The sequence below is a fragment of the Bacillus sp. FAU20 genome, assembly GCF_056033865.1.
Genome location: NZ_JBVYHY010000022.1, coordinates 388,911 through 404,064 on the forward strand (window position 1 = coordinate 388,911; position 15,154 = coordinate 404,064).

At 35.3% G+C, this 15,154-nt stretch carries 17 protein-coding genes and 1 pseudogene; 1 reads left to right on the forward strand and 17 read right to left on the reverse strand.

Annotated elements, in window-relative coordinates; genetic code table 11:
* Positions 1 to 26: 26 nt before the first annotated feature.
* The 7 genes and pseudogenes from AC0OM3_RS20230 to AC0OM3_RS20260 all read right to left on the reverse strand — a co-directional run bounded on the left by AC0OM3_RS20230 (position 27) and on the right by AC0OM3_RS20260 (position 4,657).
* Positions 27 to 961: pseudogene (locus AC0OM3_RS20230) on the reverse strand (YybS family protein).
* Between the two features lie 80 nt (positions 962 to 1,041).
* Entirely contained in the window at positions 1,042 to 1,275 is a 234-nt protein-coding gene (rpsR, locus tag AC0OM3_RS20235; RefSeq protein ID WP_000918873.1) for a 30S ribosomal protein S18, read from the reverse strand.
* Between the two features lie 45 nt (positions 1,276 to 1,320).
* Positions 1,321 to 1,833 (reverse strand): single-stranded DNA-binding protein, encoded by a 513-nt coding sequence (gene ssb / locus AC0OM3_RS20240; protein WP_000981966.1) that lies wholly within the window; start codon positions 1,831 to 1,833, stop codon positions 1,321 to 1,323.
* 26 nt (positions 1,834 to 1,859) lie between these two features.
* Entirely contained in the window at positions 1,860 to 2,150 is a 291-nt protein-coding gene (gene rpsF / locus AC0OM3_RS20245; protein WP_001233778.1) for a 30S ribosomal protein S6, read from the reverse strand.
* A 191-nt stretch (positions 2,151 to 2,341) separates the two neighbouring features.
* Positions 2,342 to 3,442, reverse strand: a complete 1,101-nt coding sequence (ychF, locus tag AC0OM3_RS20250; protein ID WP_000524671.1) for a redox-regulated ATPase YchF — start codon at positions 3,440 to 3,442, stop codon at positions 2,342 to 2,344.
* 115 nt (positions 3,443 to 3,557) lie between these two features.
* A complete protein-coding gene (locus AC0OM3_RS20255) occupies positions 3,558 to 3,755 on the reverse strand; it encodes a DUF951 domain-containing protein (protein ID WP_000435485.1) in 198 nt (65 codons plus the stop codon).
* Between the two features lie 20 nt (positions 3,756 to 3,775).
* Positions 3,776 to 4,657, reverse strand: coding sequence for a mechanosensitive ion channel family protein (locus AC0OM3_RS20260; protein ID WP_089149567.1), 882 nt, complete (start codon positions 4,655 to 4,657; stop codon positions 3,776 to 3,778).
* 259 nt (positions 4,658 to 4,916) lie between these two features.
* Between AC0OM3_RS20260 and yyaC the strand changes: the two genes are divergently transcribed.
* Entirely contained in the window at positions 4,917 to 5,513 is a 597-nt protein-coding gene (yyaC, locus tag AC0OM3_RS20265; RefSeq protein ID WP_061884826.1) for a spore protease YyaC, read from the forward strand.
* Between the two features lie 20 nt (positions 5,514 to 5,533).
* On the opposite strand, the gene spo0J is transcribed toward yyaC, so the two are convergent.
* The 10 genes from spo0J to rpmH form a co-directional block, all read right to left on the reverse strand.
* Positions 5,534 to 6,385, reverse strand: coding sequence for a stage 0 sporulation protein Spo0J (spo0J, locus tag AC0OM3_RS20270; protein ID WP_001051832.1), 852 nt, complete (start codon positions 6,383 to 6,385; stop codon positions 5,534 to 5,536).
* Positions 6,378 to 7,139 carry a sporulation initiation inhibitor protein Soj gene (gene soj, locus AC0OM3_RS20275; RefSeq protein ID WP_474212827.1) on the reverse strand — a complete coding sequence of 254 codons (762 nt, stop codon included), beginning with the start codon at positions 7,137 to 7,139 and terminating at the stop codon, positions 6,378 to 6,380. The genes spo0J and soj overlap by 8 nt, the downstream gene beginning before the upstream one ends.
* Positions 7,140 to 7,329: 190 nt before the next feature.
* The gene (noc, locus tag AC0OM3_RS20280) at positions 7,330 to 8,202 is read right to left on the reverse strand and encodes a nucleoid occlusion protein (RefSeq protein ID WP_000799016.1); all 873 of its coding nucleotides are present in this window, start codon (positions 8,200 to 8,202) and stop codon (positions 7,330 to 7,332) included.
* A 105-nt stretch (positions 8,203 to 8,307) separates the two neighbouring features.
* Positions 8,308 to 9,027: a 16S rRNA (guanine(527)-N(7))-methyltransferase RsmG gene (gene rsmG / locus AC0OM3_RS20285; protein WP_001019628.1), complete on the reverse strand. Its 720-nt coding sequence runs from the start codon at positions 9,025 to 9,027 to the stop codon at positions 8,308 to 8,310.
* A 21-nt stretch (positions 9,028 to 9,048) separates the two neighbouring features.
* Positions 9,049 to 10,938: a tRNA uridine-5-carboxymethylaminomethyl(34) synthesis enzyme MnmG gene (gene mnmG, locus AC0OM3_RS20290; RefSeq protein ID WP_000541055.1), complete on the reverse strand. Its 1,890-nt coding sequence runs from the start codon at positions 10,936 to 10,938 to the stop codon at positions 9,049 to 9,051.
* A 46-nt stretch (positions 10,939 to 10,984) separates the two neighbouring features.
* Complete coding sequence (gene mnmE, locus AC0OM3_RS20295; RefSeq protein WP_000393761.1) at positions 10,985 to 12,361, reverse strand: tRNA uridine-5-carboxymethylaminomethyl(34) synthesis GTPase MnmE; 1,377 nt, start codon at positions 12,359 to 12,361, stop codon at positions 10,985 to 10,987.
* 227 nt (positions 12,362 to 12,588) lie between these two features.
* The gene (gene jag / locus AC0OM3_RS20300) at positions 12,589 to 13,206 is read right to left on the reverse strand and encodes an RNA-binding cell elongation regulator Jag/EloR (RefSeq protein ID WP_000111513.1); all 618 of its coding nucleotides are present in this window, start codon (positions 13,204 to 13,206) and stop codon (positions 12,589 to 12,591) included.
* Entirely contained in the window at positions 13,203 to 13,979 is a 777-nt protein-coding gene (gene spoIIIJ, locus AC0OM3_RS20305) for a YidC family membrane integrase SpoIIIJ (RefSeq protein ID WP_000727734.1), read from the reverse strand. The genes jag and spoIIIJ overlap by 4 nt, the downstream gene beginning before the upstream one ends.
* Positions 13,980 to 14,031: 52 nt before the next feature.
* On the reverse strand, positions 14,032 to 14,379 hold the full coding sequence (rnpA, locus tag AC0OM3_RS20310; protein WP_000726618.1) for a ribonuclease P protein component: 348 nt from the start codon (positions 14,377 to 14,379) through the stop codon (positions 14,032 to 14,034).
* A 76-nt stretch (positions 14,380 to 14,455) separates the two neighbouring features.
* A complete protein-coding gene (rpmH, locus tag AC0OM3_RS20315; RefSeq protein WP_000831901.1) occupies positions 14,456 to 14,590 on the reverse strand; it encodes a 50S ribosomal protein L34 in 135 nt (44 codons plus the stop codon).
* Between the last annotated feature and the right edge of the window lie 564 nt (positions 14,591 to 15,154).

Consider the following 15,154-nt stretch of genomic DNA (forward strand, 5'->3'; position numbering starts at 1 on the left):
ATTAAAATAGTATAAGGAATATTATTTTATCCACCTATTTTAGAACGCAATGAAATCCCTAAGTCAATTATACCTAAGATTGTCACAAGAGGAAACAGCATCGGAATAAACATGCATGCAATAAAACTAATAATAGGAACCCCTTTAGTAAAACCTTTTCTATACGCTAAAAAGGAGATAAATGTTAGGCCTTGCAGTACAAGCAATAGTGCAAATATTACATTTAGGTTAGAAAATACCATATGTAAATATGATGTTGGTTCTACTTTTATAAAAGTTGCTAATAAAATAAATATAACGTAATACCAAATGATACTCTTTGGTAATTGTATATCTTTAAATTTAGGCCAAGATATAACTTCATATTTTAACTTTTTCAAAACACTACCTGATATTATCACTGTAATCCAAGAAAAACATACTGAAACTAGCACAAGTATACTCGGAAGTAACGATTGTAATATATCATTCATTTGTGCAAGTAACTCTTTTGTTCCTTACTAATCGGCATACCAGTAGCACTTACTATCTTTTCACTTTTCGCCATACTTTCACTAAACATACTTTGCATTTGCTTCATTATATCTATGTTGAAAAACTTTATACTTGCAACATAAATAAGTACAAAACCAATTAAGTATGCAAGCGTCCCCGCTATTAAGATTTCCACTGGCTTTTTTCTTGTTTTATACATATATCCTAAAACAATGCCTATCAATCCAAACATAATTGTCTTCACTAAATTCAGCGGTTGACTCACAATAATAGTAACAAAAAGTGCCGCTACAAAAACCAAGAGCACATTAGATAGTTTATGTCTTATTATTAATAGTATAAATGGTAACGGCAACGCAAAAGTTACAACTGTACCCAAAATCGGAACATACATAGATATAAGCAATAAAATTGCATATATAGCTAATAATGCTGCACCTTCTGTAATAAACTTTGTTTGTTTCACATTTTAACCTCTCTTTCAAAAAAGAAAAGCATAGCAAAATGCACAGTAGAGTCCGACTCTACTGTGCATTTCATACGCTATTATTCACCAACATATGGTAAAAGTGCCATTTGACGAGCACGTTTAATTGCAACTGTAAGTTTGCGTTGGTATTTTGCGCTTGTTCCTGTTACACGACGAGGTAAAATTTTACCACGCTCAGAAACGAAACGTTTTAATAAATCAACATCTTTATAGTCAATGCGAGTGATGCCGTTAGCTGTGAAGAAACACACCTTACGACGTTTCGCACGTCCACCTTTGCGTCCTGCCATGTCTATTTCCCTCCATTCTTTGTTAAAACTAACAAATTTACTGTATTAGAACGGTAAATCGTCGTCGGAAATGTCGATCGGTTGACCTACATTTGAAAATGGATCGTCATTCTTCGTAAATCCAGAGTTACCTTGGTTACCTGAATTACTAGATTGACCAAATGGGTTAGAGCCTTGGTTACCGAAACCAGCTCCTGATGGTTGCTGATTAAATGAACCACGTTGCTCCCCACCGCCATTACGCGGCTCTAAAAATTGCACGCTTTCCGCAAGAACTTCTGTTACGTATACACGTTTACCATCTTGTCCCTCGTAATTACGAGTTTGAAGACGTCCATCTACGCCTGCTAAGCTACCTTTTTTCAAATAATTTGCTACGTTTTCTGCTTGTTTACGCCATATTACACAATTAATAAAGTCAGCTTCACGCTCACCTTGTTGATTGGCAAATGCGCGATTCACAGCTAACGTAAAAGTAGCTACTGCAACACCATTGGGCGTGTAACGTAAGTCAGGGTCCTTAGTTAAACGACCAACGAGGATAACACGATTCATCAATCGAACCACTCTCCCTTATATATCAATTATTTTTCTTCTTCTTTAACAACGATATGACGAAGGATATCTTCGTTGATCTTAGCTAAACGGTCGAATTCGTTAATCGCTTCTGCGTTAGATTTCACGTTTAAGATCATGTAGAAACCTTCACGTAAGTCGTTGATTTCGTAAGCTAAACGACGCTTACCCCACTCTTTCGTGTTAATGATTTCTGCACCATTGTTTGTTAAAACACCTGCAAAACGTTCAACTAAAGCTTTTTGAGCTTCTTCTTCAACGCCAGGACGAATGATGTACATAATTTCGTACTTTCTCATTACACTTTCACCTCCTTTTGGTCTAAACGGCCCGTAATGGGCAAGGAGCAATTAATTTATAGTAATTACTCACGAGTTTAGATTATATCATAGTAAGTTATATGAATCAACTCACCAATACATAAAAAACTTGGCAAACATATAATATATTTGCCAAGCTCATATCTTTATTTTTCCTAGGAAATATTAAATTAAACGTTAAAACGGAAGTGCATAACATCTCCGTCTTTTACGATATATTCTTTTCCTTCTAAACGTACTTTTCCAGCCTCTTTTGCAGCTGTCATAGAACCGTTTGTCATTAAGTCATCGTAAGAAACTGTTTCTGCACGAATAAATCCACGTTCAAAGTCTGTATGAATAACACCAGCACATTGTGGTGCCTTCATTCCTTGTTTAAATGTCCAAGCACGTACTTCTTGAACGCCAGCCGTGAAGTAAGTAGCAAGTCCTAATAAATTGTATGCAGCACGAATTAATTGATCTAAACCAGATTCTTCAATGCCTAGTTCTTCAAGGAATACTTTTTTCTCTTCCTCGTCTAGTTCAGCGATTTCTTCTTCGATTTTTGCACATACAACGATTACTTGAGAATTTTCATTTGCAGCAAATTCTTTTACCATTTTTACGTATTTGTTTTCAGAAGGATCCATAACATCATCTTCACTTACGTTTGCTACGTATAGCATTTCTTTCGTTGTAAGTAAATGAAGGCCTTTAACGATTTTCATTTGCTCTTCTGTAAATTCAACAGTACGAGCCGGTTTGCCCTCTTCAAAAGCTTCTTTTAAGCGAACTAAAATTTCATGCTCGTATACTGCTTCTTTATCTTTTTGTCTTGCTAATTTTGCAACACGCTCGATACGTTTATCAACAGATTCTAGATCCGCTAAAATTAGCTCTAAGTTGATTGTTTCAATATCATCAATCGGATCTACTTTCCCTGAAACGTGCGTAATATTTTCGTCTTCAAAACAACGAACAACTTGGCAAATTGCATCTACTTGGCGAATGTGCGATAAGAATTTATTTCCTAATCCTTCACCTTTACTAGCACCTTTTACGATACCCGCAATATCAGTAAACTCAAATACAGTCGGAACAGTTTTTTTCGGTTCTACTAATTCCGTTAATTTATTTAAACGCTCATCTGGTACTTCTACAATCCCTACGTTTGGATCAATTGTACAGAATGGATAGTTTGCAGATTCTGCTCCTGCTTGTGTAATTGCATTAAATAAAGTTGACTTCCCTACGTTAGGTAATCCAACAATCCCAGCCGTTAATCCCATATTTTTCACTCCTATGTCTCAATCTTTCATCATTATAGATAGTAACGAAAAAAATGACAAGTTTCCGCCAAACGAAAAAAAGTAACAGTTACCTACTGTAACTGTTACTCTCGCTCTATTCTTCGTGCTTCACAAGTATTTTTTTCACCTTACGATCAAACTCTCTTCGAGGAATCATTACTGAATGGTCACACCCCTCGCACTTAATGCGGATATCCATTCCCATACGAATAATTTTCCAACGATTCTCGCCACATGGATGGGCTTTCTTCATTTCCACAACATCATACAAGTTATATTCCTTTTGCTCCACTCTCCAAACTCCTCTCCATACTAAATTGCTTTTCCACTAACTAATTCTTCACGATTATATAAAACCATACGTGGATATGGAATTTCAATTCCATGTAAATCAAGACGATTTTTAATCTCTTTACGAAGTGCCCTTGCAATAACTGCATGTTGCATCGGCTCTACTTCAGCAATAACACGTAATATAACTTCTGAGGCAGCTAATGTTTGCACACCTAATAATTGAGGTGTTGTTACCATTTTCTCGTACTTTGAAGGTAATTCTACTAATAAATCTTCAATAACTTGCTCTGCTTTCGCAATATCAGCCTCATATGAAATAGATATATCAACAAACGCTACACTATTACTAACTGAGTAGTTAGTAACTTGAATAATACTTCCGTTTGGTAAGGTATGAATTTCACCTGTCCAACTCTTTACTTTCGTTGTACGAAGTCCAATTTCTAAAACGACTCCTTCAAATTGACCGATTTTAACATAATCACCAACTGAAAACTGATCTTCTAACAAAATAAATAAACCTGTAATAACGTCTTTCACTAAACTTTGAGCGCCAAATCCGACAGCTAAACCAATTACCCCAGCACCGGCTAATAAACCTGATGCATTAATATTAAACACACCTAAAATCGCAATTAACATAATGAACATAACAACGTATGCCACGATATTTTCAAGTAACTTTGCTACTGTAACTGTACGACGTTCTGAAATTTGAATTGGAGAACGACTTCCCATACGAAACGCATTTCGTACAACCGCTCTTGCAATTCGCACAACAACCGCACCAATTATTAAAATAATGCATATTTTTAATGTCGCAACTCCAATATGAGCCCAACGATCAGCATCTAATAAATACTGTTTCATAGAATTAAACCACTTCGCTAATAAATCCATGTACCTCTACCTCTCTAGCTAAATTTTCTTTTTAGTTACCCTTATTATTGTATCAGAAGTCCCCTAATTGCTGAAAAAATTTTATGATTTTAATCCTATTTTATCCCCGATATCCAGGTATAAAATGGAACGAATATATATATACTAGTACTATTATTTCCATTTTCATTCACATTTTGCAAAAATTACGCAATTATAACTTTCCATTTTCCTCACCATATAACATATATTGAAAATTTATTAAAAGGATGGGTGCTTCATGAACATTGGCAGTTTTCGCTTACCATTTTTTGAGAAAGAAACTCAAAACGTTATGCACCAAGATCTAGAAGCCTCTGAGATAATCAGTAATTTCTTACTTACCCATATTCCTATTAAAACTAATATACCAATCATTCTCGTTTGTATCGGAACAGATCGCTCTACAGGTGATGCACTCGGCCCGTTAGTTGGTACAAAACTTGAACAAATAGACATCCAAAACTTCCAAGTATTCGGTACACTAGATGAGCCAGTACATGCGCTAAATTTAGAGGAGAAAATTCAGAATATACAGAAAGAAAATCCTACTGCATTTATAATTGCTGTTGATGCCTGTTTAGGAAAATCTCAAAGTATCGGTTCTATCACTACCGGAATGGGGCCTAGTAAACCTGGAGCTGCAATGAACAAGAAATTACCTGCAGTTGGTGATTTACATATTCATGGCATCGTAAATCTAAACGGTTTTATGGAGTTTTTCGTCCTGCAAAATACAAGATTAAGTTTAGTCATGAAAATGGCTGATGTAATTGCACAAAGTATAAAAGAAACAGATCAAAAATTATCTGTATTAAAAAAGGCAAACCATCTATAAATAATAAGATGGTTTGCTTTTTAGTTTTTCTGCGCTAATAATTCTAAAATACGATTTAAATCCTCTTTATTGAAAAATTCAATTTCGATTTTACCTTTTTCTTTTTTCGTTTCTTTAATTTTCACATCTGTGCCAAACTTTTCTCTTAAGAACGTTTCACGTTCTACGAAAAATATATTCCGCTCTTTTTTCACTTTTTTTGTTTCACGTGAAACGTGTTGATTAATCTCTTGAACGATTTTCTCTAATTGACGAACATTTAATCCTTCTTTTTCAATGCGTTTCAATAAGGACTTCAATTGTTCTTCATCTTTTATCGTAAGTAAAGTTCTCCCATGAGCCATTGAAAGTTGACCATTTGCAATCATATCTTGTACGAAAGAAGGTAGGCTTAATAACCGAGTATAATTTGCAATGTAAGGTCTGCTTTTACCAAGACGTTTCGCTAATTGTTCTTGCGTTACATTTAGCTCATTCATTAACATCTGATATGCCATTGCCTCTTCCATAGGATTTAAATCTTCTCGTTGTAAGTTTTCTAACAAAGCAAATTCCATCATTTGCTGTTCAGTTAATTGTCTTACAACCGCAGGTACTTTTTCTAAACCGGCTTCTTTTGCAGCACGAAATCGTCTTTCACCTGCAACAATTTCATATCCTTTAATACTCTTCCTAGCAATTAATGGTTGTAGAATACCGTGTTCCTTAATCGAAATTGCTAATTCCTGAATCGCCTCTTTATTAAAGTGTTTACGCGGTTGATATGGATTTGGCCTTAATTCAGTTACAAGAATCTCCTGAATTGTTTCCTCTTCTTTCACATCTAAATCAGGAAAAAACACATTAATTCCTCTTCCTAATCCTTTAGCCACCTGCAATCACTTCCTCTGCTAAATCTATATATACTTCTGCTCCTCTTGATTTAGCGTCATACTGCATAATAGGTTTCCCATGACTTGGAGCCTCGCTCAAGCGTACATTACGCGGAATAATTGAGCGATATACTTTATCCCTAAAATACTTTTTCACTTCATCTATAACTTGGATCCCTAAATTTGTACGGGCATCCAACATCGTTAACAATACGCCTTGAATTGCTAAATTTTTATTTAAATGTTTTTGTACAAGTCGAACTGTATTTAATAGCTGACTTAACCCTTCTAGTGCGTAATATTCACACTGTACAGGAATAATAACAGAATCTGCTGCTGTTAATGCATTAATCGTTAATAATCCTAAAGATGGGGGACAGTCGATAATAATATAATCATATTCAGCACGAACTGGCTGTAATGCTCTTTGCAAACGTACTTCCCGGGAAATAGTCGGTACCAATTCAATTTCAGCACCAGCCAATTGAATTGTAGCGGGTAGAACATCTAAGTTTTCAGTTGCGGTTTTCTGTATAACCCCTTGAACATCTGCATCTTCCACAAGAACGTTGTAAATACATTGATCTAATTCAGATTTTTCAATTCCCACACCAGTCGTTGCATTTCCTTGAGCATCAATATCTACAAGAAGGACTTTTTTACCTACTTGCGCCAATCCAGCCCCTAAATTAACAGATGTTGTTGTTTTTCCAACACCGCCTTTTTGATTAGCAATAGCAATGATTTTTCCCATGATGTCACCTACTTTCAACCTTTCTATCTTATTCTAGTAACAATTACGTTTATTGTAACATGAAATAAAACTTTTTCTTTTACGTCCTTTATTAAACTTCAAAATTTATTTCTAAACTCCTTCTTCATTTAACAAGAAAATATAGTAAAAGAGACCTCTCCAATAGGATAAGGTCTCTAGCACGTCATTATTATTTTTTCTTTGGAATTTTAATTGTAATTTGATAGTACTCATCAAATTCTTCTTCCTCAGAATTAACATTCAAACCACTTTCAGTAACCATTTGTAAAGATTGTCTAATTGTATTCATAGCAATCCTCGTATCTCGACTTACTGCTTTTTGCTTTGCCTTACGCTTCGGTTTCGCTTCCTCTAGTAACTTCGCAATTCGTTCTTCTGTTTGCTTTACATTTAGTTGTTTCTCCACAATTTCCTGTAAAACCTTCAGTTGTAATTCCTCATTTTTTAAAGGAATGAGAGCGCGGGCGTGACGTTCTGTAATGCTTTTTTCTAATAATGCACTTTTTATTTCTTCAGGCAACTTTAACAATCGCAACTTATTTGCGATTGTAGATTGTCCTTTTCCAAGTCGTTGTGCCAATGCTTCTTGTGTTAAATTATGTAACTCAATCAGCTTTTGATATGCCACAGCTTCCTCAATTGCCGTTAGTTCCTCACGTTGCAAGTTTTCAATTAAAGCTACAGAAGCTGTCTCTGTATCATTTAAGTTCTTTATAATTGCAGGAACCTTTTCCCAACCTAACTTTGTTGCCGCGCGAAAACGTCTTTCTCCAGCAATAATCTCGTACTTATCATCCTCATATTGCCTTACAACAATCGGCTGAATAAGTCCATGTGTACGAATTGTTAATGCTAGCTCATCAATACGCGCATCATCAAAAACTGTTCTTGGTTGATAACGGTTAGGGGTAATATTTACTATCGGAATTTCTTGTATTTCTTCATATACCTTTTTATCTATCTCTTCATGGCTTTCGTCTTGTAATTCGAATTCGCTCTCTTTATCTCCAAAGCCAAATAAACGAGAAAACGTATTTTTCATACATATTCCACCACCTTTTAGGCCTATTGACTATTCTCCATAAAATGTTTCCTATGAAACATTTACGTTTTCATTTATATAATTTAATCTTACGTCTAATAAGATTTATTTTTCAATAGGTAATTTATTGGGTGTTCCCGGTTTGCGTGGATATTTCTTTGGTGTCTTGCGCTTTTTCTCGATTAATAAAATATTACGTTCACTCTCTTCAAACGGTAATTGGAACGTAGACATCTCTTTTAACTCTCCGCCTAGCACCTCTAAAGCATACTTACCATTTTCAATTTCTTCGTTTGCTGCTGCACCTTTCATTGCAATGAATGTTCCTCCAACTTTTACAAGTGGTAAACATAGCTCACTTAATACAGAAAGACGCGCAACTGCACGTGCCATTACAATATCGTATGATTCACGTACACCTTCTTTTTTCCCAAATGTTTCAGCACGATCGTGACAGAATGCAACATCACTTAATTCTAACTTTTGTGCTAAGTGATTTAAGAAATTAATACGTTTTTGCAATGAATCTACAATTGTTACTTTTAAGTGCGGGAAACAGATTTTTAAAGGAATACTTGGGAATCCAGCCCCTGCACCAACATCACAAATTGAGAATGGTTTTGAAAAATCATAATAAAAAGCAGCTGTAATGGAATCAAAAAAGTGTTTTAAATATACTTCTTCTTTTTCTGTAATAGCCGTTAAGTTCATTTTTTCATTCCACTCTACTAATGTTTCAAAGTAGATTTTGAACTGCTCTAACTGTCTAGAAGAGAGGGTAATTCCCTTCTCTTCTAGCATAGATTGAAATTGTTCTATGTTCATCTAGCAATATCTCCTTACTATTTATTGGTTCGATACGCGTGCAATTTTTCCTTGTTCTATATACACAAGTAAAATGGAAATATCCGCTGGATTTACGCCAGAAATACGTGAAGCCTGCCCCATTGAAAGTGGACGAACATCTTTTAATTTCTGTCTAGCTTCTGAAGCAATGCTAGAAATCGCATCATAATCAATATCTACAGGGATTTTTTTATTCTCCATTTTCTTCATACGCTCTACTTGCTGTAAAGATTTTTCAATATATCCTTCATACTTAATCTGAATTTCAACTTGTTCTTTAACTTCATCACTTAATTCTACTTCACTTGGTACTAAAAGATGAATATGCTCATATGTCATCTCTGGACGACGTAATAAGTCACTTGCACGTATTCCATCTTTCAATTCACTTCCGCCAATATTGCGAATTAATTCTTGAACTTCAGGACGTGGTTTAATAATAATGCTGCTTAAACGTTCCTTTTCCTGTTCAATTTGTAATTTTTTATTTGTAAATCGCTCATAGCGCTCTTCTTTAATTAATCCAATTTTACGACCAACTTCAGTTAAACGAAGATCAGCATTATCGTGGCGTAATAATAGACGGTATTCTGCACGAGACGTTAATAAACGATATGGTTCATTTGTACCTTTCGTTACAAGATCATCAATTAAGACACCAATATAAGCATCCTCGCGACCTAAAACAACTTCTTCTTTACCTAAAGAACGGCATGCTGCATTAATTCCAGCCATAAGCCCTTGTCCGGCCGCCTCTTCGTAACCAGAAGTTCCATTAATTTGTCCTGCTGTATATAAATTTTTAATCTTTTTCGTTTCAAGTGTTGGCCATAGTTGTGTTGGCACAATTGCATCATATTCAATTGCATAACCTGTACGCATCATTTCAACATTTTCTAGGCCTGGAATTGTTCTAAGCATGTCACGTTGTACATCTTCTGGTAAGCTTGTGGATAAACCTTGTACATATACTTCTTGTGTATTACGCCCTTCTGGCTCTAAGAAAATTTGATGACGTGGTTTATCATTAAATCTTACTACTTTGTCTTCAATAGAAGGACAGTATCTAGGACCTGTTCCTTTAATCATACCAGAATACATAGCTGAACGATGTAAATTTTCATCTATTAAACGGTGTGTTTCTGTACTTGTATATGTCAACCAACATGGAATTTGATCCATAATAAATTTCGTTGTTTCAAAAGAGAACGCACGTGGCTTATCATCACCTGGTTGAATTTCTGTTTTACTGTAGTCAATTGTATTACTGTTTACACGCGGAGGTGTCCCTGTTTTAAATCTAACAAGATCAAAACCAAGCTCCTCTAAATGCTCAGATAATGTAATAGACGGTTGCTGATTATTTGGACCGCTTGAATATTTTAAGTCGCCCATGATAATCTCGCCGCGTAAAAATGTTCCAGTTGTAATTACAACGGTTTTTGCTGTATATTCTGCACCCGCTTGTGTAACTACCCCTTTACATACACCTTCTTCAACGATTAAACGCTCTACCATTCCTTGGAACAACGTTAAGTTTGGTGTTTCTTCAATTGTTTTCTTTAATTCATGTTGGTAAGAGAATTTATCAGCTTGTGCTCGAAGTGCACGTACGGCTGGTCCCTTACCTGTATTTAGCATACGCATTTGAATATGAGTTTTATCAATATTACGTCCCATTTCTCCGCCTAATGCATCAATTTCACGAACAACAATCCCTTTTGCTGGTCCACCAACAGAAGGGTTACATGGCATGAATGCTACCATATCCAAGTTAATTGTTAACATTAATGTTTTTGAGCCCATTCGTGCTGCCGCAAGACCAGCTTCACATCCTGCATGACCTGCACCGATTACTATGACATCGTATGAACCGGCATTGTATCCCATTGTTTATTCCTCCTAATAATCTCTATCTTTCTACAACTTCACTATATTATTTTCCTAAACAAAATTGAGAGAACAACTGGTCAATTAAGCTTTCATGCACTGTGTCCCCAGTAATTTCACCAAGTATTTCCCACGTTCTTGTTAAATCAATTTGTACCATATCAATTGGTACACCATTTTCAATCGCCTCAACTGCATCACCGATTGTTTTTCCTGCTTGTGTTAATAATCCAATATGTCTTGCATTAGAAACATATGTCATATCTGCAGAATCGATTGTTCCTTCAAAGAATAAATCAGCTATTGCCTTTTCGAGTTCATCTATTCCTTGTTCCTCAATTAAGGATGTTGTAATAACACGATTTCCCGCGGCTAACTCTGTAACACGTTCCATATCAATCGCTTGCGGTAAATCCGTCTTATTCACAATAACAATAAAGTCTTTTCCTTGTACCGCACGGAATAGATCTTCATCCTCATTTGTTAAAGCCTCGCTATAGTTGACAACAACTAATACTAAATCCGCTTGGCTCATCATTTCTTTTGAACGTTCCACACCAATTCGTTCAACAACATCTTCCGTCTCCCGAATACCGGCTGTATCTATAAGTTTAAGAGGTACACCACGCACGTTAACGTACTCTTCAATAACATCACGAGTTGTTCCTGCAATATCAGTTACAATTGCCTTTTTCTCCTGAACAAGACTATTTAATAACGATGATTTCCCAACATTAGGTCTACCGATAATTGCTGTAGCAATACCTTCACGTAAAATTTTCCCTTGTTTTGATGTTTCTAATATTTTTTCGATTTCCGAACGAACATGCGTCGCTTTCTCAATTAAAATATTATGTGTCATCTCTTCTACATCATCGTATTCTGGATAATCTATATTTACCTCAACATGAGCTAATGTTTCTAATATTTCTTGACGCAAAAGACCAATTAATTTAGATAATCGCCCTTCCATTTGATTAATTGCTACACTCATTGCACGATCTGTTTTTGCTCGAATCAAATCCATAACCGCTTCTGCTTGTGATAAATCGATACGTCCATTTAAAAAAGCACGTTTTGTAAATTCGCCCGGTTCTGCCAATCGTACTCCTTGTGCTAGAATAAGTTGCAATACTTTATTTACTGAAACAAGTCCACCGTGACAGTTAATTTCCACTATATTTTCACGTGTAAAAGTCCTTGGTGCGCGCATAATAGACACCATAACTTCTTCAATAACTTGATTTGTATCTAAATCAACAATATGACCATAATGAATAGTGTGAGAAGGAACCTCTGTTAAATCCTTCCCCTTAAAAATACGGTCAACTTTCTCAACCGCATCATCCCCACTTACTCGAACAATGGCAATTGCACCCTCTCCAAGCGCTGTGGAAATCGCAGCAATTGTATCAAATTCCATGTCCTTTCACCTCACTTGCTTATTTATCTCTATTTCAACATGATTATTTCTTTCACTAAATTATTAGGATACCATAACGAACCTATCTACAAAAGAAGAATAACTCATTTTATTATATCCCCATGTAAAAAACACTAAACTTATTCACAGTGGATAAGTTTAGTGTTTTTTTAGTTATCCACATCTATTTTTCGCTCAAAAAAACCGGCACTCATTTGAGCAACCGGTCATTTAGGAGATATTACAACATGCCGATGTGGTTCATTTCCTTCAGAAGTTGTATTGATACCTTGATGATTTGATAATGCCTGATGAATAATTTTTCGTTCAAAAGATGGCATCGGTTCTAAAATAACTCTTTTTTTCGTATTAAATACTTGTTTGGCTAATCGATAAGAAAGTGATTCTAACGTACTTTTTCTTTTACTACGATAATTTTCAGCATCTAGTGTAATACCGATATACTGCTTCGTGTTACGATTCGCGACAAGTTTTGTTAAATACTGTAAAGAGTTCAATGTATTACCTCTTTTCCCTATTAAAACACCTACATCATCACCAGAAATTGTAAATTCGATTTCGCGTCCTTTTACAATTTTACTAATCTCAACTTCCACACCCATATCGTGAATAACATTTCTTAAATATTCTTCACATTCTTGAATTGGATCTTTCTTCAATACAACTTCTACTACTGCAGGGCGATTCCCAAATAAACCTAAGAATCCCCTTTTACCCTCATCGACAATATTTATATCTACTCGATCTTTTGATGTATTTAATTGCCTTAAAGCATCCTCTACTGCCAGCTCGACTGTTTGTCCTTTAGCAGTAATTACACTCACTTGCTTGAGCCTCCAGCTTTACCAGCCTTACTAGCCTTAATCTCTGGCCCTTTAATAAAGTACATTTGAGCAATACCAAAGATATTACCAACAACCCAGTAAAGTGATAATGCAGCTGGGAAGTTAATTGCAAAGATTAAAATCATAATCGGCATAAGCCAAAGCATCATTGCCATTTGTGGATTTTGACCAGCTGTTCCTGCCATTGCAAGCTTTTGCTGAATAAATGTCGTAATTGCTGCAACGACCGGTAAGATATAAAACGGGTCTGCATGTCCCAAATCGAACCATAAGAAACTATGTTGTTTAATTTCAGCTGTTCTCATAATTGCATGATAAAAAGCGAACAGAATTGGCATTTGAATAAAGATTGGTAAACAACCAGCTAATGGATTTACACCATTCTTTTGGTATAACTGCATCATTTCTTGCTGCAGTTTTTGCTGTGTCGCTTGATCTTTAGAGCTATATTTCTCTTTTAACTTCACCATTTCCGGTTGTAACGCTTGCATCGCTTTCGTACTCTTCGTTTGTTTAATCATTAATGGTAATAACGCAAAACGAATGATAAGAGTCGTAACAACAATTGCTAAACCATAATTACTGTTAAATAAGTTTGCAAAATACGTGATTAACTGAGAAAGCGGATATACGAAGTATTCATTCCAAATTCCAGTGCTTTTTGGTGTAATTGGCTGATTTACTTCACTACAGCCAGCAGTAATCGCCATTAATGCAATAAGCATGGCTAGTAAACCTAATTTCTTTTTCAAAGCCTACTCCTCCTTGTATCGGTATGTATATAGTGTAATTCATTTCCTTACGCTACTTTTTTATTCTTTTCATACCAGAGCGTTTAAAGACATGAATTAAGCTTTTCTTTACTTCTTCATATGTCATCTCTGCACAAGGCTTCCTTGCTATTATAACAAAATCTTTTCCAGAATCTATCTCATCTTTTAACTCTGTAATAGCCTGACGAATCATGCGCTTAATTCGATTACGAACTACTGCATTTCCTATTTTCTTGCTAACAGAAAGGCCGATGCGAAAGTTTGGCTGTTCTTCTTTATCTAATTGGTATACAACAAACTGACGATTCGCATTTGATTTTCCTTTTTGAAAAACCGCCTGGAATTCATCATTCTTCTTTATACGATGTTTTTTCTTCATATCAATTGACACTCCTGTATTTCATCAGCGGAAATTCACTATTATTAGAAAAAAAGACCACTGAACGATCAGTGGTCTACGCAGATAATACTTTTCTTCCTTTACGACGACGAGCTGCTAGCACTTTACGTCCGTTCGCTGTGCTCATACGGCTGCGGAAACCATGTACTTTGCTGCGCTTACGTTTATTTGGTTGGTAAGTTCTTTTCATTATATGACACCTCCCTGAGGAATATCTGTTAAAGACAGTCCTATAAATTATAGTTAATCAACTAGGAAAATGTCAATGGTTCTAGAAATTTTCATCAAATATTCATTTTGAACCTATTCACATACTTTTTCACAGCACCTATATTTCCTTGTGGATAAATGTTTTTTCATGTTTTTTATATCCACAAACTTTTTTCACACTTTTACACAGTATATCGTGTTGTGGACAAGTTTATTCCACAAGGTATTGATTTTGTGGATAACTTTCTTAAATTCATTGCTATAGCCACTTTTTTTTGATATTATAGTTGTGTTTTCACTTTGAATAAGTTTTCCACATCTTTATTTTATCCACAATTTGTGTATAACATGTGGACAGTTTTAATCACATGTGGGTAAATAGTTGTCCACATTTGCTTTTTTTGTCGAAAACCCTATCTCATATACAAACGACGTTTTTAGGTTTTAAAATACGTTTCGTATAAATATACATTTTATATTTATTGGGTTGTACATTTGTTGCGCAACCTTATTCTTTTACCAACTTAGTAAAGGAGGGACACCT